Annotated in this window: 23 protein-coding genes; 11 read left to right on the top strand and 12 right to left on the bottom strand. The window is 46.1% G+C overall.

Annotated features, from left to right (window positions below; all coding sequences use genetic code 11):
- Window positions 1-52: 52 nt before the first annotated feature.
- On the bottom strand, window positions 53-1342 hold the full coding sequence (locus tag NDI42_RS04105; RefSeq protein ID WP_190452795.1) for an ABC transporter substrate-binding protein: 1290 nt from the start codon (window positions 1340-1342) through the stop codon (window positions 53-55).
- A 362-nt stretch (window positions 1343-1704) separates the two neighbouring features.
- Here NDI42_RS04105 and NDI42_RS04100 point away from each other — a divergent pair, with 362 nt between their 5' ends.
- The 3 genes from NDI42_RS04100 (at window position 1705) to NDI42_RS04090 (ending at window position 4651) form a co-directional block, all read left to right on the top strand.
- Window positions 1705-2472, top strand: a complete 768-nt coding sequence (locus tag NDI42_RS04100; RefSeq protein ID WP_190452792.1) for a YebC/PmpR family DNA-binding transcriptional regulator — start codon at window positions 1705-1707, stop codon at window positions 2470-2472.
- A 240-nt stretch (window positions 2473-2712) separates the two neighbouring features.
- Window positions 2713-3168 carry an orange carotenoid protein N-terminal domain-containing protein gene (locus NDI42_RS04095; RefSeq protein ID WP_190452790.1) on the top strand — a complete coding sequence of 152 codons (456 nt, stop codon included), beginning with the start codon at window positions 2713-2715 and terminating at the stop codon, window positions 3166-3168.
- A gap of 262 nt (window positions 3169-3430) precedes the next feature.
- Window positions 3431-4651 carry an FAD-dependent hydroxylase gene (locus NDI42_RS04090; RefSeq protein WP_190452788.1) on the top strand — a complete coding sequence of 407 codons (1221 nt, stop codon included), beginning with the start codon at window positions 3431-3433 and terminating at the stop codon, window positions 4649-4651.
- A gap of 91 nt (window positions 4652-4742) precedes the next feature.
- Here NDI42_RS04090 and NDI42_RS04085 read toward each other — a convergent pair whose 3' ends face one another.
- Together NDI42_RS04085 and NDI42_RS04080 are read right to left on the bottom strand one after the other, a co-directional pair.
- Complete coding sequence (locus tag NDI42_RS04085) at window positions 4743-5534, bottom strand: hypothetical protein (RefSeq protein WP_242017551.1); 792 nt, start codon at window positions 5532-5534, stop codon at window positions 4743-4745.
- A gap of 570 nt (window positions 5535-6104) precedes the next feature.
- Window positions 6105-7292, bottom strand: coding sequence for an EcsC family protein (locus NDI42_RS04080; RefSeq protein WP_190452786.1), 1188 nt, complete (start codon window positions 7290-7292; stop codon window positions 6105-6107).
- 402 nt (window positions 7293-7694) lie between these two features.
- On the opposite strand from NDI42_RS04080, the gene NDI42_RS04075 reads away from it, so the two are divergent.
- On the top strand, window positions 7695-8543 hold the full coding sequence (locus tag NDI42_RS04075; protein ID WP_190452784.1) for an ABC transporter permease: 849 nt from the start codon (window positions 7695-7697) through the stop codon (window positions 8541-8543).
- Between the two features lie 357 nt (window positions 8544-8900).
- Here the strand turns inward: NDI42_RS04075 and NDI42_RS04070 are convergent, their stop codons facing one another.
- The 4 genes from NDI42_RS04070 to NDI42_RS04055 all read right to left on the bottom strand — a co-directional run bounded on the left by NDI42_RS04070 (window position 8901) and on the right by NDI42_RS04055 (window position 12066).
- Window positions 8901-9398, bottom strand: a complete 498-nt coding sequence (locus NDI42_RS04070; protein WP_190452781.1) for a hypothetical protein — start codon at window positions 9396-9398, stop codon at window positions 8901-8903.
- Between the two features lie 216 nt (window positions 9399-9614).
- Entirely contained in the window at window positions 9615-10595 is a 981-nt protein-coding gene (locus tag NDI42_RS04065; RefSeq protein ID WP_190452779.1) for a DUF1517 domain-containing protein, read from the bottom strand.
- Between the two features lie 147 nt (window positions 10596-10742).
- The gene (thiS, locus tag NDI42_RS04060) at window positions 10743-10964 is read right to left on the bottom strand and encodes a sulfur carrier protein ThiS (protein ID WP_190447382.1); all 222 of its coding nucleotides are present in this window, start codon (window positions 10962-10964) and stop codon (window positions 10743-10745) included.
- Complete coding sequence (locus NDI42_RS04055; RefSeq protein ID WP_190452914.1) at window positions 10957-12066, bottom strand: thiamine phosphate synthase; 1110 nt, start codon at window positions 12064-12066, stop codon at window positions 10957-10959. The genes thiS and NDI42_RS04055 overlap by 8 nt, the downstream gene beginning before the upstream one ends.
- A gap of 405 nt (window positions 12067-12471) precedes the next feature.
- Between NDI42_RS04055 and NDI42_RS04050 the strand changes: the two genes are divergently transcribed.
- A complete protein-coding gene (locus NDI42_RS04050) occupies window positions 12472-14337 on the top strand; it encodes a DUF1565 domain-containing protein (protein ID WP_190452777.1) in 1866 nt (621 codons plus the stop codon).
- Window positions 14338-14396: 59 nt separating this feature from the next.
- Window positions 14397-14870: an ATP-binding protein gene (locus tag NDI42_RS04045; RefSeq protein WP_190452775.1), complete on the top strand. Its 474-nt coding sequence runs from the start codon at window positions 14397-14399 to the stop codon at window positions 14868-14870.
- Window positions 14871-14981: 111 nt separating this feature from the next.
- On the opposite strand, the gene NDI42_RS04040 is transcribed toward NDI42_RS04045, so the two are convergent.
- Both NDI42_RS04040 and dapF read right to left on the bottom strand, forming a co-directional pair.
- Window positions 14982-15998, bottom strand: coding sequence for a PDDEXK family nuclease (locus NDI42_RS04040; RefSeq protein WP_199311051.1), 1017 nt, complete (start codon window positions 15996-15998; stop codon window positions 14982-14984).
- Window positions 15999-16061: 63 nt separating this feature from the next.
- Window positions 16062-16976 carry a diaminopimelate epimerase gene (gene dapF, locus NDI42_RS04035; RefSeq protein ID WP_190452772.1) on the bottom strand — a complete coding sequence of 305 codons (915 nt, stop codon included), beginning with the start codon at window positions 16974-16976 and terminating at the stop codon, window positions 16062-16064.
- Window positions 16977-17115: 139 nt separating this feature from the next.
- Here dapF and NDI42_RS04030 point away from each other — a divergent pair, with 139 nt between their 5' ends.
- On the top strand, window positions 17116-17331 hold the full coding sequence (locus NDI42_RS04030) for an Hfq-related RNA-binding protein (protein ID WP_190423867.1): 216 nt from the start codon (window positions 17116-17118) through the stop codon (window positions 17329-17331).
- 48 nt (window positions 17332-17379) lie between these two features.
- On the opposite strand, the gene NDI42_RS04025 is transcribed toward NDI42_RS04030, so the two are convergent.
- Window positions 17380-19716 (bottom strand): cation:proton antiporter domain-containing protein, encoded by a 2337-nt coding sequence (locus tag NDI42_RS04025; protein WP_190452770.1) that lies wholly within the window; start codon window positions 19714-19716, stop codon window positions 17380-17382.
- Between the two features lie 360 nt (window positions 19717-20076).
- Between NDI42_RS04025 and NDI42_RS04020 the strand changes: the two genes are divergently transcribed.
- Window positions 20077-21003: a M23 family metallopeptidase gene (locus NDI42_RS04020; RefSeq protein ID WP_190452768.1), complete on the top strand. Its 927-nt coding sequence runs from the start codon at window positions 20077-20079 to the stop codon at window positions 21001-21003.
- Between the two features lie 194 nt (window positions 21004-21197).
- On the opposite strand, the gene NDI42_RS04015 is transcribed toward NDI42_RS04020, so the two are convergent.
- Window positions 21198-21347, bottom strand: a complete 150-nt coding sequence (locus NDI42_RS04015) for a hypothetical protein (protein WP_190452767.1) — start codon at window positions 21345-21347, stop codon at window positions 21198-21200.
- Window positions 21348-21531: 184 nt separating this feature from the next.
- Here NDI42_RS04015 and NDI42_RS04010 point away from each other — a divergent pair, with 184 nt between their 5' ends.
- Window positions 21532-22092 carry a late competence development ComFB family protein gene (locus NDI42_RS04010; protein WP_190452764.1) on the top strand — a complete coding sequence of 187 codons (561 nt, stop codon included), beginning with the start codon at window positions 21532-21534 and terminating at the stop codon, window positions 22090-22092.
- Window positions 22093-22337: 245 nt separating this feature from the next.
- Here the strand turns inward: NDI42_RS04010 and NDI42_RS04005 are convergent, their stop codons facing one another.
- Window positions 22338-22919: a L,D-transpeptidase gene (locus NDI42_RS04005; protein ID WP_242017550.1), complete on the bottom strand. Its 582-nt coding sequence runs from the start codon at window positions 22917-22919 to the stop codon at window positions 22338-22340.
- Between the two features lie 453 nt (window positions 22920-23372).
- Between NDI42_RS04005 and NDI42_RS04000 the strand changes: the two genes are divergently transcribed.
- Window positions 23373-24023, top strand: a complete 651-nt coding sequence (locus NDI42_RS04000) for a sigma-70 family RNA polymerase sigma factor (protein ID WP_190423859.1) — start codon at window positions 23373-23375, stop codon at window positions 24021-24023.
- A gap of 382 nt (window positions 24024-24405) precedes the next feature.
- Window positions 24406-24972 (top strand): anti-sigma factor family protein, encoded by a 567-nt coding sequence (locus tag NDI42_RS03995; RefSeq protein ID WP_190423857.1) that lies wholly within the window; start codon window positions 24406-24408, stop codon window positions 24970-24972.
- Window positions 24973-24991: the final 19 nt, after the last annotated feature.

Genomic DNA, 24991 nt, shown 5'->3' with positions numbered 1-24991 from the left:
TTGGGGGATAAAATGTGCTGTATCAAAACGTTAACCTCTGCTACTTAAAGCTTTAAAAAATTAAATTTAGTCGCTGCTGCGAAGCATTGAGTGCTTCTTGAGGCGAACTTTTACCTAATAATACCCCCTCAAGCGCTCTGCCCAAATTTTCCGAGATTCGATTATAACCAGGAAAGATAGGACGCGATCGCGCATCTTTTGCTTGTTCCAAAAACACCTTCAGCGCTGGCGACTTCGCAATAAATTCTTGATATTCCGCACTTTGCCGCGATTTGAGATTTACTGGTAAATAACCTGTTCCCAGCGCCCACTGAGTTTGAAATTCTTCGCTGATAACGTACTGGGCAAAGGTCCAAGCAGCGCGTTCTCGTTCCGGAGTGGTTTTGAGGATAAATAGATTTTCTCCTCCCATCGCCGTCGCCTGTTGCGTCTGTGCCGGAATTGGGAAAACGCCATAATCTACACCAGTTGCGTTCAATTGTCCCAGCGTCCAAGGGCCAGTAAGTTGCATCGCCACCTTACCAGTAAGAAAATTATCTAACTCATAACCGCGTTCGGGCAAAGACAAAACCGCTGATTTATCATCTATGAGATGTCGCCAGAATTGCAAGGCAGCGATCGCGCCCTCATTAACAAGATTCACACTGGCCCTATCATTCCCAATCGTAAAGTCGCCGCCGCCACTCCACATAAATGGCAACCACAGAAATACCGCAAATTCCCCTTTCCCCAAAGGCAAAAGCATCCCGTGTTGGTCAATGCGGTTATCCCCATCGCGATCGCTAGTTAAAGTTCGCGCAACTTGTCGCAACTCCTCCCAAGTTTTCGGCAACTGAGTTATCCCCGCCGCCTGAAACAGACTCGGACGGTAAAAAACTCCCACATTATTCGTCCCAAACGGCACCGACCAAGTATGACCCGCGTACTGCATCGAATCAAACAAAGCTGGGTCAACTTCATCACGTATCGGTGACGCATTTAACCAATCTTCCAAAGGACGAATAGCATCCAACTCCACCAGCTGACCCGTCAGCATCGGCGAAAACCACAACATATCCGGAGGCGCATTTCCCACCACCGCCGCCAGAATCTTCGGCAACTGCTGATCCGCCTGACCCACATAAAGCGATTCCACCTGAATATCCGGATGCTGTCGATTAAACTTATCCACCAACGACTGCAACACATCCCGATTCGGCGGCGGATTCACCCCTTGCCACAACGTCAACTTAACTACACCCACCTGTTGCTGCACTTGACATCCCGCCAAACATAGCAAACAGACACCCAACAGCAACCACCGCAGCAAAATGCGACCCAATACGTCCAATCCCAGCGACATAATATAAAAAATTATTTAATATTAACAGATAGAATTAATCTTAACATTTATAAAGCTCAACATATTTAAATAATAATTACAAAATTAATTATTTAGATTAATTTAAAAGTTACTATGATAAACCCAAACTTTTATTTATTCTTAACTAGAACATCTAAGTTGTTCCAAATAAAAGACGTACATCCATCACCTCTTCTTTGTATACAACGCTCTACTCAAATAGATTGTTATAGAACCGCTAGACACTTACATTACCCAAAAATTTGATATAGCAGAGTAGGATTAATGTGGGATGGATAACCCTCAACCTAACCTACAAGCTACAAGCTATTTTTGAATAAGCGTGTTAATGATTTAAGTGTATGGCAGGACATAGTAAGTGGGCAAATATTAAGCGTCAGAAGGCGAGAGTAGATGCGGTGAAGGGTAAGACTTTCACGCAACTGTCTCGCGCTATTATTGTGGCAGCTCGAAGCGGTATCCCAGATCCAACCGGCAATTTTCAACTGCGGACGGCGATTGATAAGGCGAAGGCGGCGGGAATTCCGAATGATAATATTGATCGAGCGATCGCAAAGGGCGCTGGTACTTGGGAAGGTGGCGCTCAACTAGAAACAATTCGTTACGAAGGCTATGGTTCCGGCGGTGTGGCGATTTTGGTGGAAGCGCTTACAGATAATCGCAATCGTACCGCAGCTGACTTGAGAGCAGCTTTTAGTAAAAATGGTGGCAATCTCGGTGAAACTGGTTGCGTATCGTGGATGTTTGAGCAAAAAGGCGTTTGCACGGTAGTAGGTGCGGTTGAGGAAGACTCGCTGCTGGAAGCGTCTTTAGAAGGCGGTGCTGAGTCTTATGAGCTAATTGAGGATGAGGATAATGAAGGTGCTGAGGTATTTACCTCTGTGGAAAATTTGGAAAGCCTTGAGCGCACCTTGAAGGAAAAAGGCTTTAAAGTTGGTGGGGTGGAACTGCGCTGGATTCCCAACAATACGATGGAAGTAGCCGATCCAGAAATTGCGCGATCGCTCTTAAAATTAATCGACACCCTAGAAAATTTGGATGATGTCCAAAATGTCACCGCTAACTTTGAAATGGCGGATGAGCTGATGTCTCTGAGTCTAGTTTGTTAACTATATCTTTTTGTCGGGCAGGCATCTTGCCTGCCTGACAGAATGTGACTAATTTTACACTGGTGAACGGATTATAGGCGATATGAGATATATACATCCGTCGCGAGTAGCGATCGCTATATCTGTCTTCAGCGTGGTTAATCCTTAGCTCTGAGCTTATTAAATCTTAATATTGAGGCAAAACGAAAGTTACTCAATATTTCATAGACAGACGATTTTACTAAGCATTCGGAGATTTAAATGACATTTGCAACCGATGAAACTACCAGAAAATCCTTAGAAACCTTTCAGCGTTTCGATGTGGATACTCAGCTTGCTATCCTGTGGTTTGGCTACCTCGACATCAAAGATCAACTGACACCAGCCAATGCCACTTCTGCTCAAGCAGAAGCCGAAACTATATATCATCACATCCTGGCGCTGCCCAAAGAGCAACAGCTACAGGTGCAACGCGATATCATTTCCAAAGCTGATAGCGACCTCAGCCGTGCATATGGCTCTATGAGTTCTAGTTCTCAGTTAGATATTTGGCTGCGTCTAGCACAAGGTATGGATAAAGGCGAAATCATCCAAGTGCCTTCTGACTACGAATTGCCAGAAGAAACCAATGAGTTTGTATCTCAGATCAAGCAACTCGGCTTTGAAGAGCGGATCAACTTCATGCGGAGTGCAGTGATTGAGATGGGTGCTAAGTAAGTAGCAAATATAGCCTGCCCACCCAGGCTTTAGAAGAATAAAAAGGCTGCTTCAAGCAGCCTTTTTATTCGATCACTCCAGACTTTATAGCCTTTCTCAGTTGGGTGGAATATATTGCGGTTCTAACGTTTGGTAGGGGGATTGCCATGCCCCTACAGCCAGAAGTCCAGAAAAAAGAAGCTCTGCCTTGCTCGCTTGGGCTGTTCGCGTCAAAATAAAGAAAAGTAAATATTCTTATCTTGTTTGACAAATTTTGTTAAAAATGGCGCTGCAACAGACAGATAATTTTGACTACGACTTGGCAATTGTCGGTGGTGGTATTGTCGGGGCAACCCTGGCTTGTGCCTTGAAGGATTCCGGGTTGCGGGTAGTGTTAATAGAGCGATCGCGTCAATCTGCTGCTGTAGCCATAGGACGAGCATACGTCATTTCCCTAATGTCGGGGCGCATTTTCCAGGGAATCGGCATTTGGGATAAAATTTTGCCTCAAATTACTGAATTTGGGCAAATTAGCCTCTCCGATGCCGAAGATCCTCGCGTGGTGCAGTTCTATCCCCCGGATTTAGGCACGGAAAGATTGGGTTATGCTGCGGAACATCGGGTGTTGCTAACTGCTTTGCAGGAGTGTCTAGAAAATTCCCCGAATGTGTCGTGGCTGTGTCCAGCAGAAGTGGTGAACGCAGAATATAAACCTGAAGCGGTAGAGATAGAATTGAGTGCGAACGGCGATCGCAAAGTTATCCGCACAAAGTTGCTAGTGGCGGCAGATGGGGCGCGATCGCGTATTCGGGAAACAGCTGGTATCCGCACCCAAGGCTGGCACTACTGGCAATCCTGCGTAGTGGCAACGATTAAAACCGAAAGACCCCATAATAATATCGCCTACGAAAGATTCTGGCCTAGCGGCCCGATGGGAGTTTTGCCGTTACCAGGAAATCGCTGCCAAGTTGTGTGGACTGCACCCCACGCGGAAGCGAAAGCTTTGAAGGAACTAGATGAAAAGGAATTTCTCGCAGAACTGGAACACCGCACAGGTGGAGAGTTGGGGCATTTGGAACTTGATGGCGATCGCTATCTTTTTCCGGTACAGTTGATGCACAGCGATCGCTATACTCTTCCCCGACTAGCTTTGATTGGCGATGCAGCCCACTGTTGCCATCCAGTAGCGGGACAAGGGATGAATTTAGGGATTCGGGATGCAGCTGCGATCGCGCAAATCTTGCAAACTGCCCACAATTCGGGTGAAGATATCGGGGATATCCGCGTACTCAAACGCTACGAACGCTGGCGCAAAACTGAGAACCTGACAATTTTAGGTTTCACCGATTTTCTAGATCGAATGTTTTCTAACAATTTCTTGCCAGTTGTAGCAATTCGCCGTCTAGGTTTATGGATGCTGCGACGGATACATCCTGTGAAGAAGTATGCTTTGCAGTTGATGACTGGTTTAAGGGGTCGCCATCCAGAATTGGCTTCTCGCTAAAAATTACCTCTGGCTGAAATATTAATCGGTAATACACTGCTACCTAATTTCCAATAACCACCAGTGATATTTAATTACTCTTACCTGCTAACTATGTAAATACACCTTCTTGTTCAGGGTTAAAAATGTATTCGTAGTCAAAAACTAAAGAATTAACATGACGAATAATTGAAAACCCAAAATGAGTCACTATATCTGTATTAAAAGTAGCCATGACTAGGTGAATTAATTTCTTTTCAGTAATATTGGGTTTTTGAACAAAATAATTGCGCCTTTCAAAAAACTTCTTTCTAGATGTAGGAACAATTATACCGTTGACTCGGTGAGCATATTGAATAGGTTTGATGTAGGTATTAAGAAATTCTTCTTGGTTTATCTGAAGTTGATACAACCTTTCATGTTGTAACCAACTCATACTAAACATCATTTTAATGAGTTCAAAACCCAAAATGTAATTAAATACGTTGTTTCGTTCTTCTGTACTCAGAACCAAGCGGAGAGCGGATTCTAAATATAAATCCGGCTGTCTGCTAACATCTTGAGCTGAATGTATATAAAACTGTCTAATATAACTTCTTAAGACAGTTTCACTTAGCTCTAGTTGAATCTGAAATTGTTTTAAATGTTCTTGAACACGTTGTTGAGTATTTTTGTCCTGAAGCCTTTTAGTAACTAAACCAGTTGCCGTATAATCATCTAAAAATTCGGCTTGCATTTCTGGAGTAGCCGCACACATTAGATGACACAAAGAAAGTACATAACGGCGCTGGTTCCAAGGCAAGCTTTCAGCCCACGTTTTGGCTTCCGGAGGCAGCTTATCAAGAATACTTTCTGAGTCGGTTTGGAATAAAATTTGCGCTTCCATAAATGCTTGTTCAGCCATGACTTGAATGAATTATAAGTAGGTATACAAATCGGAGCCTAAAATACATTCAAACAACCTAACAATTAGTCAGGTTAGGTTAAAATAAACTGTTATATTCATTTTGTCCTCCCTACTGAATCACCCTGATATCAGCAATAAAATTTATTGCTGGTTACGCAACGCTAGAGATTTCCACTCGCCATTCGGCAGTTATGCCTATGGGTGGGAAGCTTTGCGGTAAGAGGGGACGATTTTATCCACTTTTCCCCGGTTCTTTCTAGAAGATGCGGCTGTCTAGTCATCAAGAGCAGTAATTGCGGGAGACACATTTAGAATCACCCCTATTACTAGGATTCCCGAATTAAATACGTTACTAACACTAGAAAGATAAAAAGTGCCGAATTTATTGCCAGAAACCCGCGTAGCTTGGGCGATTAGGGCAAAAAACCAAGGCTATAAGGGCATTTGTTGGGTAACGCGATTTCGGACGAACCCAAGGAGCAATGAGAGGGGTTGTGGCGCTGGCGTGGAGAGATTAACCAGAAAGTATTGGAACCCACGAGACGGCTTGCGGTTGAGGAAGCTGTATTAAATATTTACAAGCTTTTTAATCGCATCCACGTCAATATCAAATCTTTGAGTAATTTTGTCGATAACCTTGGATTCTTCTGGTGTCAGTGCGCTATCGAGTTCGGATACTCTGTAACACTGCGCCAACAGGGGGATAGCATAGTCGCGGTTGAGTTGATCTAAAAGCGTATCTAAAGGCTGAGGAGATTTAATATTAGAAGCGATCGCATCTATTGATGCAGGGCTGAGATTCGCCGCCTGTAAGGAAGGGAGAATGTCTTCCCAAGACTTGCCGGGATAACTTGCCACAATTGTATGAACCAGTATCCGATCCATAATCGCTTGTTGCGCGATCGCAGTCTGCAAGTAACTTTCACTCGCCGCCTGCGTTTCTACTAGCTTATCCTCCGATACCTGCGAATGCAGCTGTGCCTCATAAAACCTACAAGCCGCATAACCCAACGCATAGATCATCGTCGCATTTGCGCTGGCACCAATTACCGCGCCCGCCACAGGTGTAGCTTTCAACAAACCTAAACCCGCCTTAATTCCTTGACTCCCGCCCAGCGACAAACCAAATATAGCTAACACTTCACCTTTACGGGCTGGATCTTTCAAATCTAACCCATAAGCTGCCGCAATCTGATAAACCATTTCCGCTTGCAACAGTGTCGTCGCCGCCAAATCAACAGTCAACAACGCCAACGCCTGTCCGGGCAAAAAGCTAGTAGCCAAACCCATCCCGCCGCCATAAACTGCTTTTTCCACCATCAAACGATGGGCAACTTGATTGGGGCTTTCCTTTGGATGCTTTTGCTGTAAATCTCTAACAGCATTTTCGGCTTTTACTACATCAACTTGATTGATGATACCGAGTAGCCAAGTTGTAGGCAAGGCTCTGGTGACATGGCGTAAAAATTGGTTATCACCTACATAGTTAACCGCACGTCCTGCACCTTGCGTAGTTTGCGAAATCAACTTTTGCGTTTGTTTCGCCGCCGTCTCGCCAACACCAGCTGCTGTCTTTACTACAGCTTTGCCTGTTTTATAAGCCGTGTTGCCTATTGCGGCAACTCCTCCAACGGCTGTTTTTGCGATCGCTTGCCCAGAAGCCGCAACTGAACCCCAAAACGACGGTTTGACATCCGTGGACTGTGTATCGGACTTTTCCACTTTTTCAGATACCATTCCCGGTTTGTTTTCCATCGTTCAATTCCCATTCCCACCAGGCGTTCTTTTTTGAGAATATCTTGCCAGAATGCGATCGCGCCTGTATCAACAGAAAGAAAAACACTCTCTTGTTCCCTTCTTCCTTCCCGCCTCAGTAGCTCTTTGGTAACTGCAAGGCTTGCTTCCTCTTTTGCTCTGCCCTATACAGCGTCTAGAATAGTTCGTTTAAAAGACTATATATGAGCGCACAGATTCCCATTGTATAAGTATAATCCTAACTCAAGAAATACTAGTAATAAATGATACAAACATTAAAGATATTACTGAAAAGTTGCACAGGTTGAAGTGCTCGCACTCTTCCAGACATTCGATGGCATCCGGTAAAGTGAAGAAATAGCGCATAGTGCGATCGCTTCCCGTGGCTAGTGGTGAAAATTGATGACAGGTACAGTAACAAATCAGCAGGAGGACATCACCCCAGATATGTTGAAGTCCAAGGATAAACCTCGTGTCTCTTGGCAGGTTCTTTTTACCCTGCTGATGTTTTTTTATATGTACCTACCCATTCTGGTACTTGGCGTTTACAGCTTTAACGAATCTGCCTATGGCGCTGGGTGGGAAGGATTTACCTGGAAGTGGTATCTCAAACTGTTTGGCGACTCTCGCGTTCTCACAGCACTGCAAAATAGCTTGACAGTAGCATTTTGTGCGGTAGCGATCGCTGCTGTTATTGGTACGCTGATGGCAGTAGGTTTAGCTCGTTATCGCTTTCCTCTTCAAAGCTTGTATCGCGGCGTTGCATACCTGCCCCTGATTATTCCCGATATTGCGATCGCAGTCGCCACATTGGTATTTTTGGCAGTAATTGGCATACCTCTCAGCCTTTGGACAATTGTTGCGGCTCATGTCGTCTTTTGTCTTGCCTACGTCGCCCTTGTCGTCTCTTCCCGAATTAACGCCCTCGATCCCCACTTAGAAGAAGCCGCCCTAGATTTAGGGGCGACACCAGTGCAAGCTTTTATACAAGTATTGCTTCCGGAGTTGATGCCAGCAATTATCTCTGGTTGTCTATTATCTTTCGTCCTCAGCATGGACGACTTTCTGATTGCCAGCTTCACTGCTGGTACTGGTGCCACAACTCTACCAATGGAAATCTTTAGCCGCATCCGCACTGGCGTTAAACCTGATATCAACGCCTTGAGCGTTATGTTAATGATAGTTTCAGGTGTTGTTGCCTTTGTCGCTGAATTACTCCGTTATCGCAGCGAACAAAAACGGTTTAAGTAGTGCCGATTTTTTGAGGTTATGAATTTTAAAATTTTAGCTGGAAATATTGTCAAAAAATTAACTTTTTTTAGGGTATAATGATTTAATTAAGTTTAGTTTTAAATGCTTTTTTCATAATAGAAATCTATCTGTATTTTAAAAATACAGATAGATTTCTATTATCTAATAATACCACCCTGCGGCACTAGAGTAAATAATTAATTTTTCCTACTTATATTCCTAAACGAAAAATTAACGAATTACTCTAGGCGCAGCCGAAAAAAAACAGAGAAGCGTTGACATTCTCAAGAAGAAACCCACAAAAAAAGCCCAGATATACTGGGCTATGTCGCTATTTGCTAAGTTATTTTTCTACGCTTACCAAAGCAATTTAACTCTTTTAAACTTTCTGCTGGTTTTGCTTAACAGCCAGCAACCTGCACCCAAAGCACCAAAAACAAAAAAACTGGCAACAGAGTTAAGCTTTGCAACAGAATGGGGTACGGGTATTACATCGGTGGTGATGGGATTGAGTTCTAAGAACGATCCATCGCTAAAAGGCGCACTCAGAGAAAGGTTAGAATTGCTGATAGCAATCTCATAACAATTAATGTAGTCGTGGCAAGTAGCCGAAAGTATAGGCTTTTCAGCAATGTCTCCAGCAGGTACTAAGCTAACAGCAGTGGCGGGAGAGATATTTGTCAGCAATGCGATCGCACTGGCGATCGCGACTACTAAGAGTTTTTGCCAAATCTTCGTCATTTTTTGTATCCGATTATCTAACTTCGGTAGGTTGGGATGTGCGTCCAGAACCAGCAGATAGCTACCAATCTGTTTAGCAGTACGCCTAAAAACATTCCTAGATAAAAATGGCATAATTTGAAGAGAATTACCAGCATTTCGGCGCGGTTTTATTGAAAAAATAAATTTAGATGGTCATGTTAAAGCCTGAGTTAAGTTTGTTATGCCAAGACAGTCACCTAGACTGACCAAATAGTTTGGGATTGACATGAAAAAAGGAGGCTGATAATCAACCTCCTCTTGAGAAGAAATCAGTAGAAGTACGCAATCGTGCGCCCCTACAAATTTCGATTAAACTAATTTCAGATCCGGATACTCAGCCAGCAAGTCATCAGTAGTGAGCGTGTCGCCCTCTGCTTGGGGTGTCCAGAGAACTTCTACAGCGAGTAAGCGATCGCTTGAAATACCCCCAATTTGACGTAGAGCTTGACGCAGATCGTCGGTGCTGTTAATTTTCGGTAGTTCCAGATTACCTTCCACACCCACTACCATCGTTACAACGAGGTACTCACCAGGGTCTTGTGTCATCAGTTCACCACCCGCAGCAGTTCCTGGTAAAGATGCTTTAGGAGCAGCTGCTCTGAGCTGATTATTGACGTTAGAGAGAGTTTCTTCAGTAAACTTACTGCGTTCGCCCAGCGCTAGCTGATTGAACTTAGCTTCTGCGGCTTGTAGCGCCGTTTGCTGAGATTCACCCGCACCGTAAACCCAATATTCCGGGTGACGTAGCAAAGCTAAGGTGCTTTCTTGTAGAACTTGGGCGCGACCTTCGGCGGAACTTGTATCTGCTGTACGCGCCAGCTGGTCTAGCTCTTTTTGCAGACTCCGGGCTTCCGACAACAAACCAACTTGCACTCGTGCGACGGAAACCTTGGGATTGCTGTAGCTGAGGGAGTCCACTTCGCCAGCATCGCCAGCACGAACACGACGGAAGCTGGAAATCAGGAAGTTAGCGATCGCCAAGAATATCAGGATACTGAACAGACCACCGCCTCCCCCACCAAAAAAGAAGGGGAAAAGTAACGGGAAGCCAAAACCGCCACCACCGGGATAGGGAGCCGGATAGTATCCTCCTCCTCCTGGTGCGTAAGTACGGCCAGGAGGTGAATAGGTGCGGCTGGGCGCTCTGAAACCGCCACTACCTCCCATCCGCCCACCCGAGCGGGCTGCTAAAGCTCCATCAGCATGACTAAATGCCAAAGTTAGGACAAGCCCAATGACGAGCAGAGATTTAAAAAATGGTTTAATTGTTGAAAGTATTTTGTTACGCATTAAACTATGCCTCTTGAATCTGATTAAACTGTAGCGGCTCTTGCAGCTCAAGGCATCTTTCGATTGGCATCACCGGGTACATATTTAATCTATCGCTTGGTTTCTGACTCTGGGGACTATACGGGGGACGGATTACCGACCCTTCTTCTACCCACCGCCGACGATGGTGACGATTTCTAAGTTGTCCCCTTGTTTCATCTCAGTTTCCGACCAAAACTGGCGATGCAGAATCTCACCGTTGTACTCAACAGCCACTAAGCGCGGGTTTAACCCCAATTGTTCCAGCATTTCGGGCAATTTGGTATGCGGCGAACAGCTACGGGGTTCGCCATTTACCTGAAGCGCAATCTGATGGGACTGATTAGACATGAGATTGGGGAAGACGAGCATCAATTGTGCGAAGAGTTTGCACTCGACTCAGTTGCGAGATGAAATACTGAGCCATCAACATCGGCTGATCTGACTGCATAATAGCGCGGACAACTGCCACTCTCTCGGCTCCCGCTCCCAGCACATCATTTAAGTTATCCACCTCAATGCCACCAATTGCAAACCAGGGAATCGGGGAATTTGCAGATGCATAGCGGACGTATTCTAGACCAGCAGCCACTTTACCAACTTTGGTTGGAGTCTCGTAAACTGGGCCTACCCCAATATAATCAGCACCTTCAGCGATCGCGCGTTGCATCTCTTCTGGATTTGTGGTGGAACGACCGATCAGGCGTTGTGGCCCAAGTATCTGACGAGCGATCGCAATTGGCATATCTTGTTGTCCCAGATGGATACCATCGGCATCCACAGCCAAAGCTAGATCCACCCGGTCATTCATAATAAATAATGCACCGTATTGATGGCACAGCTGGCGGAGTTTGTTGGCGTGAGCCAGTTTCACGTTATCGTCGGCTGTTTTTTCTCGGTATTGTACCAGAGTCAGTCCCCCTTGCAGGGCGGCTTCGACGATGGAAAACAGCTCTTCCGAGGCAGATGTTACCAAATACAGACGCGATCGCAACAGTGCCTGATGTCGTTTGTAAGCCAGCAAGCTGCTCTCTAAGGTATACACCCGATAGCGCATCTGCTTAGTCGCCGCTCCCATATCCGGGTCATAAAGCTTGCTATACTCTTCCAGCACCCGCAACGCTTCTTCCACCCTGGAGAAATTTACCTGCAACAGATGCTCAATACTGGAGCGCTGTTCTTCTTGAGGATGGCTCAGCTCTGTGCCTGGGTCGCCGGGAGTATCCCGCGCTGCCCTCAGTTCAATACTATGCCAGCTCGCTAGCTCCTGCCGCATTTGCTTGCATTCATTTACAAGTGGCGAGCTATTCATGCCGAAACGACACCATTCCTCAATAATTCGCAAGCCTTCTCTGGCTCGGTCTAGATTGGCATCTAAAATGCGGCAAACAGCTGGCTGTGTTTGTATGGGCAAATCGCCGACTCGCCCTCGAACGCTGTGTTTCTCGCCCATCGCAACCACTCCATTATTTTTCATCGTAACAGTCACTTCCCCTTGTTCGCGAAATATTTAAGGTGAGAGGGTGGCACGCCGAGCCAAATTTTGCCATTAACCCATCTATTTTATACAAACGGATAAAAAAATAAAGACGCGGGGATTAAGTATGTTGAACAAAATAAACATAACTTGTATTGCATCCATTGATTAAAAATCTTGTCGAAAATAAAGTATGTTGGTAAGATATGACCCTGCACATTGAAAAAATTAATCTTCTGATAGATGGCTGGAAACAGCTTTTTAGAAATGTAAAAAGATGGGTAGTGTCTATCCAGCATTGGCGTGCATAAACTAAAACTAGGTGCCAATGCCATCAAACTTCACCTTGTATTGCAGTGCCAACTTGAGAGGAGTAGAGCCGTGAGTTTGACACGCCCCCGCAATCATAAAATTTCGGATTTCGGATTTTGGATTTTCGATTATCAAATTTCAGGCAAGAGCCGCCACAATATTCGTACCTGTAGTATTGTCCTGGGAATAGTGGCGGCGACAACAATACCGTTTTGCCTAGATGTAACCGCAGTAGTGGCATCTAATGTAGCTCAGCCTGCTGCTGATACCACTATGAAAATCCTATACGTCAACCCAACCGCAGGGAATGACACTAATGGCGATGGGGGTGAAAAGACACCTTTCCAAACCATTACCCAGGCATTGCGGGTAGCTGGAGCCAACACCACGATTATCCTTTCTCCCGGCACTTACAGCCTGGAGACGGGCGAAGTTTTTCCCTTGAGGCTAAAATCGGGGATCACGATTCAAGGCGACCCCAGCAGCAAAGGGCAGAATATTGTGATTAAAGGCGGGGGTGGTTTCCTGAGTCCGACCTTTGCTGGTCAAAATATAGCGATCGCTTCAGCTAACCAATCCACAATCACAGGGGTAACGGTAACTAATCCTAATCCGCGAGGTTACGGTCTGTGGATTGAATCTAACAGTCCCCTCGTCGTCGATAATACCTTTACCGGAAATACACATGATGGGGTTTCTGTCAATGGAAAAAGTTCGCCCACCATTCGCGGCAACAACTTTTACAGCAATGGCGGAAATGGCATCACTATCTACGGCAGTTCCAGCCCGGAAGTACGGGAGAATGTGTTTCAAAACACAGGATTTGGGATTAGCGTCGGTCAGAATGCCGCACCACAGCTGATTGGGAATCGCATCATCGGCAATAAAGATGGTGTAGTTCTCGAAGGCAAGGCGCAGCCAATCTTACGCAACAATGTCATAGAAAACAATACTCGCTATGGGTTAGTGGCAATTTCTCAAGCTCGTCCCGATTTGGGGAAAGCTGACGAACCGGGAGGTAATGTTTTTCGTGCTAATGGTGAATTAGACCTTTACACCAAAGCTTCCAATCAAATTATTCCCGCTTTCGGAAATCAGATCGCCTCCCGTACAGAAGGAAACATCGATTTAGGTGGTGTCGCTACTCCCGCCGTCGCCAGCAACACTCTGGATCGGGTTCCTGCTGCTCTATCGCCAAGGCAAATATTGCCAGTCGCCACGATCGCACCGAGCCAGAATTCTCCATCCTCAGATATAGACCCAAATTGGCGGAGTGAGCCAACCTTTTCCACCCCAGGACAACGCGCACCCAACAACACAGTTATAAAACCTGTGCCGCCTGCATCAAGGTCGCGATCGCCCCGGTCTTTACCAACGCTACAGGGTACCTTACCAGCCTTACCGCCTCGTCCTCAGACCTCACCGTTACCAATTCCAGCAACACCGCCTGCATCAAGGTCGTCTCTACCTACTCTCGACCCTCCCAGGCAGTCTCGGACGTTACCAGCGCTACCGTCGCTAACGCCCTCTTCCTCTTCGCCAGCGTCACCTACTCAACCTAGGGTTATAGACTTTGGCGCTTCGCCAGAGGAGCCTCTAGGAAATCCCAATTCTTCAGATTTACTGCCAGTGCCTAGCGCTAATATTCCACTGGGGAATATTGGCGGACAGACAACGACTAGAGGAACGAGAAATTCGTCTCGCCGTAGTAGTAGTACGCAGGCGCGAGGTTTGCGCTATAGGGTTTTGGTGAATGCTCAGGATTCGCGCCAAGAAGCTTTAGTGCGATCGCTGGTTCCAGATGCCTTCCGCACTGTCGCCAACGGTCGCGGAGTGATGCAAGTGGGAGTATTTAGCAGACGCGATCGCGCTAACGAAATTGTGCAAATGCTGGATAACAAGGGTGTGGAAGCTATTGTTGAAGAAATGAATTGACAATTGCTAATAGTTGATAGCTAATAGCTAATTGTTCCAAATCTATTAGCTATTAGCCTATGCAACTGGTCATTTTTATCGGTTTACAAGCTTCTGGAAAAAGTACGTTTTTTCGTACTCATTTTGCCGAAACCCATAAACTTGTTAGCAAAGATTTATTGCGTAACAATAAAAAGCCCTCCAGAAGGCAAGCACAACTGATTGAAGAGGCACTTCAAGCCGGAGAATCAGTAGTTGTTGATAACACTAACCCAACAATTGAGGATCGTGCCTCTCTAATTCAGTTGGGTTGTAGCTACAATGCTGAAATTATCGGTTATTACTTTACATCAATCTTAAACCAATGCCTTGAACGCAACCAGCAGCGCACGGGGAAAGCTAGAGTTCCAGATGTAGGGATTTATGCCACAATCAAGAAACTAAAACCCCCATCTTATGCGGAAGGCTTTCACAAGCTATTTTACGTGCAGATTGCTGATAACTCTGCTTTTGAGGTGCGGGAATGGAATAAAAATGAGGTAGCTGATGGATAATGATGCGTTTTAGAAACAAATGCGCGAACTTGAATATAGTGGTCTTATCACAAAGCTTTAATTTCTTGAATCACCCAATCAAATGTTTCAAGAAACTGTTTTAGTGCAGCTTCATCTGTCAACATTGAAATAATTAGGATAAGTTTTTTCCACAAGAGAATCAAGACGTTTTTCAAATTCTATTACTTTATCTTGGGAAGAAAATAGCCGCCTGTCAATTTGGATGGTGCCATCAGTCCATATTGTAAAAAGCGAATAATCCTTTCCCTGATAGTTTAGTTTTGGAATAAATGTCCCGTATTTGCTGCCTGTACCCCATCGAACCTGTATCTGCTCAGGACGTATCCATTCAAGAATTTTTTTTGCAGCTTCACATTGAGCGCTACCTTGTTTTTCTTCAAGTTCCTTAAAAAATGATAATTTATCCCACTGTCTTCTCTCAGTAACATAAACAGAGGAATTTTTATCAACAATTTGACCAATAACTCTAGGAACAAGAGTCCTTAAACCTTGACCAACGTATTGCTTAATTTCAACTGCCAATACCTCCGCTGGATTCATTTGTTTATTTAAGAACTCCACTACACGCTGAAGTTCAGTAGGAATTTTATCAGCAACAAAGACTAGGCGTATTTTGCCAGCTAGCAGGTTCGTTTTGACCTGCTGCCAGAACTGCTTTTGGTCAGCGTCAGCACCCAAAAATTCAGCTAGTATCTGTTCAGAATCGCCACCTTGAAACTGACACGTAGCCTCAAATTGAGCAATAATTTTCTCAACAGGCCAGTAAACTGCTCCATTAGCAGCATAGTCGAGCATCTGACCTACTACCTCTCGCCGGAGGCGCGTGTCAGTGCTACGCTTGACTTCCACTAGGGTTGGAATTCCATCCTGGTCAAGAAACAAATGATCGACTGACCATCGATCGATACCACCCTCCTGAGATGGCACTCCAACCTCTCGTTTAACTAGCAACCATTGTCGTGGTGCAGCAGTGTCGATTTGATCGCCAGCCAGCAGATTAGGATATTTTGCAAGAAGTTCTTGCAGCAAAGCCTCTGAGTCATAGGCTGTTTCTTTCATCTCAACCAGCTGACCGTTATCTTGAATCAGGTAAATAGCACCACTCATCGAAATTCCCTTGTATTGACCTATCTAAGGTTCCCATTTTCAAGGTTCGATGTTGCATAGCGGCTAGATTCTACCTACGAACACGCACTCAGCTGGGCCAGTCATATAAACTCGCTGATCTTGTTCTGACCATTCGATTTCCAAACAGCCGCCGGGTAGTTCCACTGTAGCAACGCGATCGCATTTCTGTGCCAATACCCCAGCCACCACTACAGCACAAGCACCCGTACCGCAAGCTAAAGTTATCCCAGCACCTCTTTCCCACACCCGCATTTTTAGATAATCTGGGCGCACTACTTGAATAAACTCGGTATTAGTACGCTTGGGGAAAACTGGGTGATGTTCAAACTGAGAACCTATGGTCTCTAACTCGATAGCAGCGACATCCTCCACAAATGTGATGCAGTGGGGATTGCCCATGCTAACACAAGTTACTAACCAAGACTTTCCAGCAACTTCCAAAGGTTCATTTATCGCTTTCTTGTCTGGTGCTACTAGCGTCGTGGGAATTTCTGCTGCAAGTAGTCGCGGCATTCCCATATCGACTGTAACTTGACCATCCGGTTTAATTTGCGGTGTCATGACACCAGCCAGTGTGTGGATGCGATAGGTGATTGGGGACTGGGGATTGGGGATTAGAGATTGGGGATTGGGAACCTTTGAAGATTCTTCACCCAGTCCCTTGTCCCCAGTCCCTTGTTCCCAGCCTTCTAAATCGGCGATAAATTTGGCTAAACAGCGAATACCATTGCCGCACATCTCCGGTTCTGAACCATCGGAGTTAAAAATCCGCATCGTGTAGTCGGTGCCATCTTGTCCAGGAAGGGCGAAAATCACACCATCTGCACCGATACCGAAGTGGCGATCGCATAACTTGACAGCATCCTCTGGTGTCAGACAGGGTTCGTCTGTGCCACGATTATCAATAAGGATGAAATCATTCCCCAGTCCCTGATATTTAGTAAACTCGATATTCATAGCAGCAATTAGCACTTAACGGTCTTCAATTAGCATAAACTATGTAATGGGTGATGGAAAAGTTAGGAGTTATCAAGTTTCGATTAATAACTCTTAATTCCTAATTTTTTAAAATTACCAATTATCAAGGATATATTTTATGGCTGCTGAACTGGAAACTGGATTACCGAGTATTCGCCTACTCCAAACATTTGTTAAAGAAGGAAAAGAAGTCGAGATAAAACTGCTTACAAACGATGTTTTAGGTGGGAAAATTCGCTGGCTGGATCAGAACTGTATTTGTTTGATGGAGCAATCAAATCAGCCCACAATAGTTTGGCTGCAAGCGATCGCATATGTGAAGCCGAAGTCCTGAAGAGTGTTGAGTGTTGAGTTGTTTTCCCAATTCAACACTCAACACTTTTTAAAGTTCCTGCTGATTATCAGATGGAAGCAATTCTTGGAAAGCTTCGCTCGCAGGCACCTGGATTACAGGAACCTGCACAACAGGAGAATCCTCAGACACTGGGGAGAGCCACTCCTGCACTTGATTTAGAGGATAACTGCCTCCGCACAAAAGTAGCTGATCGCCTGCCAACAGCTGGGTGTCGCCGCCAGGAAACCGGATGAACTTCCCATCGCGCCGAATTGCTTGCACTTGTACTCCGTACTGGCGGCGCATATGTAACTGGGAGAGAGTTTTCCCAGCAACCGGACTATCTTCTGGAACTAACAACCACTGACAGGGAGCATTTTCACTAGGAATTGCCACTTTACCCTTTGCCAGTTGATCGAAGGCAGCTTGTTCATTTGATTCTCCCACCACCAAGAAGCGATCGCCTTCTTCCAAAATTGTTTGGATATTTGGATAATCTATTTCTTCCCCGCCACTGCGACGAATTGCCACCAGAGAGACACCAGTCAAACGGCGTAAATCAGTCTCCTCCAACGTCATCCCGATTAAAGGAGAACCAGGAGGGAGAGGATACCACTTGCTATTCATTTGGGCAGCAGCAACCTCCAAGTCGCGGGCAATTTCCGAAGCCGATCGCTCTGGGCGCAGTGCCAGATAATGACTATTGCGGATTTGCTGCATTTCCTTCTGAATTGTCCATGAAGGCAAGCCATTACCAGCCAAAAGATGCGAAGCCAGTTCCAAAGAAGCTTCAAACTCAGGTTGCACCACCTCCCGCGCCCCCAGTTGGTAAAGCAGTTCGATATCTTTATTTTGGTTGGCGCGGACAACTATATCCAACTCAGGAGCTAACTCTAAAGCGCGTTTCAGGCAAAGACGGGTAGCCATCGGATCGGGCATAGCGATCGCCATCCCCGTCGCCTTACCTACCCCAGCAGCTTCCAAAACGTGCAAAGAAGCCCCATTGCCATAAACATAAGAAACCCCTGCCTCTCTCATTTGCTGAATCTTACTTTCAGACTGATCGATAACCACAACTGGATACTTGTGTTCCTGCAACAGTTTCACCAGATTTCGTCCCACTCGCCCATAGCCACAAACCACCACATGATTTTGCAAAGGCAAATCGCAAGCAACTTCCAACGGGGCATCTGCTGTGTCTAAAAAGGACTTCAGCCAAGGCAACTCCAACAATTTTGGCACCAGGCGCAGCACAAAAGGCGTAAGTACCAACGTTACAGCGGTTGTACCCAAAATCAGTAAGTAAATTCGGCGAGAAACCAATCCCAGTGCTTGCCCTTCACTCGCCAGCACAAACGAGAATTCCCCAATCTGCGCTAATCCCAGCCCAACAATTAAAGCCGTTTTCAAAGGATATCCAAACGCTCTCACGATTGGTGTCACAATCAAAAACTTGCCGACAAAAACCAAACAGACTAGCCCCAGAATTAACTCCAGATTTTCCCACAGAAAAACCGGGTCGATTAGCATCCCAATCGCGGCAAAAAATAAAGCTGCAAAAACATCCCGCAGCGGTTCCACATAAGTCAGAGTTTGGTCGGCATATTCCACCTCCGAAATCATTAACCCGGCGACAAATGCCCCCATCTCAATCGAAAGACCCATATACTCTGTGAGCAACGCAATGCCCAAACACAGCGCCACCACGCCCAGTAGAAACAGCTCCCGGCTTTCCGTTTTAGCCAGCAAACGCAGCAAAGGCGGAATCAGCCAAATACCAACAGCTACAGCCCCCGCAGCAAATAGCCCAATCTGCAAAAGCGCTAAAGCGATCGCTTTGCCAATTGCTTCCGGGGGTTTGTCCAGCGCTGGTAACACCGCCAGCATCAATCCCAGCGCCAAATCCTGCACCACCAGAATCCCCAGCATCACCTGAGCATGAGGCGTTGCCGTCTCGTTGCGCTCCATCAGACACTTGAGGACAACAGCGGTGGAAGACAGAGACAGAATCGCCCCTAGGAAGACACCCTTCGCTGGTAAAGTACCCCAAGCCCCAGTTACGCCACATACTACAACTGTGACTAGAATAGTCAGGGCGATTTGTAACCCGCCCCCTCCCAGAGCAATTTTTTGAACTTTTTTCAGTTCCGTAAAGGAAAACTCGACTCCCAGCGCGAACAACAAAAAGGCAACGCCAAACTGAGCCAGCGTTTCTATCTGAATCAACTCTTTAATTAGTTTCAATCCAGCTGGGCCAACAACCATCCCGCCCAGAATATAGCCCAGCAAAGCAGGTTGACGGCATAAGGCTGCCACCAGCCCACCAGCCGCAGCTGCCGCGAGAACCGTAACTAAGTCAACAATCAGTCTAAAATCTTCTTGCACAAGTTTCTTTTATAAAAAAACTATGAAGGTATATAAACTTTAGGATACAGAGTTTTAAGGGCTGTGCAGATCCCTTTGGCTAAAGGTTCATCTGCCTTCAGTAGGAACTACGGACACTACTTAGTCCGCCTTTTCTCGTTCCCAGGTGAGAGAAGGGAATGCTCAGAACAGGCTCCTGCCTCATCTGTTCCTTGGCTTTATTCGCCGTTGGTGAAGACTGGAGCCTTTGCTAATCGCGTTCGGAGGCTCTTAACCAGTAGAAGAATATGGGAAACACTTGAGACAGGGTGATAGTCTATCCGCTAGTACAAAAAACATCTGTATGTTTTGTCAACAATCCTGTGGGAGTAATTGCCTGTGATGTCGAAGAATCTGCTAAAATCTCGCCCTGACCTACAGCAACTCGGTTCTACACTTTTTTCTCTAAAAGTCAAAAATACAAAGAAAGAATTTTTTCTTTTGCCCGTTGCTTTTTGCCTTTTTACTTTGCCAGCGCGAGCCTTGCAGGTTCAGGTGACACCCACTAATCCCGAGTTGGGGGATACTCTTTCTGTGGTAATTCAAAAAGATGCCGCAGACTCGCAAAGTCCCACGGTGTCTCTGAAACAGCAGAATTACTCAACGTTTTCTATCGGTCAAAATCGTTTTCGAGCTTTGCTACCAACGACACCTTTAGATAAGCCAGGAAAATTGGTAATTCGGGTGGCGGGTGATGGGGAAGTCCGGGAAATTCCGATTGTTTTGCGATCGCGCTCTTTTCCAGTGCAACGGATTACTCTACCCCCTGGAAAAGCTGGACAGGGAGCAACGCAATATGAACTAGATCGGGTGGCGGCTTTTAAAAAGTTAGTGACACCCCAGAAGTTCTGGAATGGCCCCTTCCTGAAGCCGAACCGGGGAAGAATCAGCAGCATTTACGGAGTTCGTCGCTACTACAATGGCAAATTTGCCAACGATTACTACCATCGCGGGGTTGACTACGCTGGCGGGTATGGTTCGCCTGTGACAGCGCCAGCAGCAGGACGGGTGGCGTTGGTGGGAAGAGTAAGCCAAGGGTTCCGGGTTCACGGTAATGTAATTGGAGTTGACCACGGGCAAGGTGTCACCAGCATTTTTATGCACCTGAGCCGTATTGATGTTAAGGAAGGGGATATTGTAAAACCTGGCCAGGTAATTGGTGCAATTGGTTCTACGGGCGCTTCAACTGGCCCTCATTTGCACTGGGGACTGTATGTAAATGGCTTATCAGTTGACCCTGGCCCCTGGCGAAATCAGGAATTTCAATGAGGCTTGAGGAAGTTTTGATGTATTTTTTGAAGTTTTGATCTATTTAGTGTTGTATTGAGGTACACATTGTGGCAGGGTTGTCTATGTGAAAAAAGAGGGGGCGTGGCACTTTTAATGTCTTGCAATATCCCTACCTTGGGGATTGCAAATAGCTTTAGCTGCAACGCCAATGTTGAATAGCCTCCAGGGAACAATCACGAAAATCCCCGTAGGTAAAACACTTCCGGTTTCTTCGCCCGACAAAACTGATTTTCAGGGTAGCTGGTGAGAGGTGCTGTGTCATGCCAAGATATTTTGATGGGGATGAGCGAAGAGACATCTATACAGATTTCAACTTTACTCATGGCTTATAGAGGCGTTTCAAAAAATTGCTTCTATCCAAAGACAGAAAATTAATTTTTTAGGGAAGCGGCAATCTCAGCTTTGCTTTCCTCGCCAACCAAAGTAGGAGGCAACTAGCCATGTTGCCCGGAGGCGGATTTACTCCGCCTCCGCTGTAAAGGATGGGGTATAAAGCGGGATTTTTAGATGAGTATTGAAAAGATTGTTGAACAAGCCCTACAAGATGGTTATCTGACACCAGCGATGGAGGCAGAGGTAGGACGCATTTGTGACACCGCGTCTGAGTTGTCAATTGAAGAGTACATGGCGCTGGATCGTCTGATGGGGGCGCTGTTGACGGGGGAAGTCGTTGCGGTTCCTCGCAAACAGTTTATCAATGTGATGGAAGAGTTGGTGCTGACAGAAGCGATCGCGCGAGTCGCAGAAATTGAAGCTACTAGCGATCGCGTTTTGGATGTGGGGGATATTGCCGCCTACGCTCTAAATCGTCTACCGCCGCTGTACGCGACGACGGAGGAAGGAGCCAGCTATCAGCGAATGCGAGCAAAAGATGAACTCCAAGAGCTAATTACCCAGCAAGTAAACGAAGCGATCGCTCGTAACTTGGATCGTCCCGAAAACCCAGGACAAGTTATCAGCAAATCTTCTGGGCCGGATGTATTTAAGCAGGTCAGTTCTTTACTACAAACTTACGCTTCCAACTTTGAGCAAAGAGATAAGGATGAAAATGAAAATAATGAAGAATGAAATCTTTTAAATAAGAGAACCCGGTGAAGAATATCTTAGCTGTGGGATTCACAGTGTTAGCCGGTGGAGCCACCGTAAGGCCAAGCCGAGCAGGATGGCGGCGGGTGTAATCAAGCAGGGAAGCAAAGCCGCGAGGTTATACAGACTCACAAGCAATGCCAACGTTCCGGGAAATCCCCATTTTCAAAACCGCAGGCTCGTAGAGCTAAGGTTTAAGGTGGGGAGGAGGTCAAACTTCTACCTTCTCAGCGACGAACAATTACAGGCGTTCCTTTACTTATCTGCTGATACATAGCCCGAATATCCTGATTACGCATTCGCACGCAGCCGTGAGAAACAGCTTGCCCTACCAGCTGCTCCTGGTTGGTGCCGTGAAATCCGATTTGATGTCGTCCATCCGACCAAAAGCTAATCCAGCGATCGCCTAAAGGATTATTCTTCGCCCCGGCGGGGAAGACTTCCCCGGTGATGGGTTGGCTCCAAGCTGGATTTTTGTTCATTTTTAGAACTTGAAACGAACCGATGGGAGTTTCCCAACCCGACTGTCCCACAGCTACCGGGTAGGTGGCGAAAAGCTGATTCTCTAGGTAAACATAGACAACGCGATCGCTCAAATCGACAATCAAACGCGATCGCCCAAGGTATTCTGACGTTGATGGCGATAAAGCAGCCCCGAAGCTAAAATTTTCCCCAGCAATAACTGGTAATCCCAAGCTGTTGAGCGTCAGCTTTGAGAAATGCGATCGCCACGAAACTGACAACAGCACAAAAGCTGTCCCAAAACAAATCAGCATCAAATTTCGAGACAGTGGCTCATTTCTTGACATAGCGCTTTTCGCTACGAGTTGCTACCTAATTACCTTATAACCTTCTTCTTTTAGCATACGCCTATCAATATTAGGCTTCGCGCAATTGGCGGAAAGCTAAATGACCCTACACAAACCAAGCCTCATCCACCCAGGCTTGATATAGTAAAGTCCCCTCACCATCAGGACTTCGTTAAATAAAAGCTCTCAACTTGCGTCCTCTTCCAGAAGAATAGAGGTTGGCTTTTAAGGGAATTCAGTCGTTGGCGACTTTGCCAGCAGTTTATTGAGCCAAGGAAATTTTTCCTGATGGGATTTTATTAGTTGCGAAGAATAGTAATAACTCCCCACTCTCTGCTACTGCTATTCGCTACATTGGTGTGAGAGCGCAAAAATTGCGTTCCATCTAATTGGGAACATTGCACAAGTGGCAGCGTCTTGGGGAGTAAGGCTGTTTTAACCCCCATTTCATCCATGAGTCAATCGATTCCTGCAACCTGGTCAACGGCTGAAGTAACGGTTCAGGTGCAACCTGAAAAACTCTCAAACTACGATTTGATTTTACGCTGTCAGGCCGATCTGCGTCCCGATCGCGCTGCCTTTGCAGAGCTGTTGCGTCGCTATCAGTCTCATGTCGAGAAAATTTTGTACCACCTGGCTCCAGATTGGCAGGATCGGGCAGATTTAGCACAAGAAGTTTGGATTCGGGTTTACCGCAATATCAAACGTTTGCAGGAACCAGTCAAGTTCCGGGGATGGTTGAGCCGCATAGCCACCAACCTGTTTTACGATGAGCTGCGTAAACGCAAACGGGTTTCTAATCCGCTGTCGCTGGATGCTCCTCGCATGATGGATGACGGTGAAATGGATTGGGAAATTGCCTCAGACAATCCAAGTCCCGACGAAGATATGACGACGCGGGAATTCTACGAACAGCTGCATGAAGCGATCGCTGATCTGCCAGAGGTTTTCCGTACTACCATCGTCCTTAGAGAAATCGAAGGTATGGCATACGAAGAAATTGCTGAAATTACTGGCGTTTCTTTGGGAACTGTGAAGTCTAGAATTGCTAGAGCCAGACAGCGGCTGCAATCTCAGTTGCAAAACTATCTAGATGGGCGCTAGCCTTTTCAAGGTGAAATTAATTTTCAGCTTTTAGGTGGATTTGCCCTCCCCAGAAAGTCAATTATGCTCAAAGCAGTAGAATGGTGTTCTTTGAAATTGTTGAAGTGGTGCTGCTGTAAGGAATTTACCCTAATCATCGGGTGAAGAAAGTTTGATATCTACTTGCTGCTATAACCGCCAAAAACTCCCAAAGAGCTGAGTTGAACCCCAACCAAGCTATTCCGGACGGCTTAAGTAAATTCCCTACCACTCACTTACGTGCTGATTGTTGACAGGACAGTTACAATCTTAGACGAGATACGAGTATCTACCATATACTGATAGTGGCAAAAATTTGTGAGAGCTGTAGTTTCCAATTGTGTGATTTGCTGGTGACGTAAACATGACCCCTGACTTTAATACTCATAAGGATGCTGGACTGCGATGCCCAGCGGACGCACAGACCTCGAAGGAAATGGATATTTTGCAGCGTGATCGCTTTGAATTGCTCAGTGCCTACTTAGACGGTGAAGTAACCGCTGCGGAACGCAAACAAGTTCAGGAATGGCTGAAAACTGACCCGACAGTGCAGTGCTTGTACACCAGATTAGTGACGTTACGTCAAGGGTTACAAACCCTGCCAGTTCCTGAGTCTGGGCAATCCACAGAACAGGCAGTAAATGAAGTTTTTGCTTCGATCAACCGCCGCAGATTTCAAAAATTTGCTGGATGGAGTGGTGCAGCGATCGCAGCTTTGTTTGTTGGCGCTTTCTCAGGCATTCTCCCCGGCAATTACTCCTTGAGTCCGCAGATGGCTCAATCTCCCATAGCACCGCAGCCTTCAGAGCCTTTGATGGTTGCTCTAAATCGCCCTGCCATAGAGATTCCCAAAGCAGCAGTAGCGAGTCCAGAACACTCTCTCAACCAACTGCTAAACTCTGCCGAAGATACACAAAATCAAAGTTATTAATTTACATTCTTAACCCCTC

Source organism: Funiculus sociatus GB2-C1 (genome assembly GCF_039962115.1).
Lineage (GTDB): Bacteria > Cyanobacteriota > Cyanobacteriia > Cyanobacteriales > FACHB-T130 > Funiculus > Funiculus sociatus.
Note: the sequence above shows the minus strand (reverse complement) of the source record. Positions and strands in the feature narration are given on the sequence as shown.